This window comes from Streptomyces sp. SID1328 (assembly GCF_009865595.1).
GTDB classification, from domain to species: domain Bacteria; phylum Actinomycetota; class Actinomycetes; order Streptomycetales; family Streptomycetaceae; genus Streptomyces; species Streptomyces griseoluteus.
In genome coordinates this window covers 1-288 of the sequence record NZ_WWKH01000844.1, presented here as the reverse complement: position 1 = coordinate 288, position 288 = coordinate 1, and the positions used below count along the sequence as shown (strand labels likewise).

At 80.9% G+C, this 288-nt stretch carries 1 protein-coding gene; it reads right to left on the bottom strand.

Going from position 1 to position 288, the window contains the following annotated elements:
- On the bottom strand, nt 1-288 hold a 288-nt coding region (locus GT030_RS26780; protein WP_237522844.1), incomplete at both ends, for a hypothetical protein.

Here is a 288-nt window from a genome sequence, read left to right as displayed (position 1 = left end):
GGGGTGCCCAGCTTGCGGCGCCGCCCGCTGCCGTTGGTCGCGTGCGGGGGCGGGGTCGCGGTCGGCTGCTGCACCTGCGCGGCCTGCCGCACGAACGGCACGCCCTGGCCCAGCGTGCGCACGCTGATGGCGCGGCCCTGGGTGGAGTCGGGCGCCTCGGCGGGGAGGGGCTGTGCGGCCCGGGGCTGCGGCGTGAACTGCGGCGGCAGCGCGGCGCCGGGCAGACCCGCGCCCGCCGTGTCGTCGTCCTCGTCATCGGGCCACGGCTGCGGGACGGGTGCCGGGGCG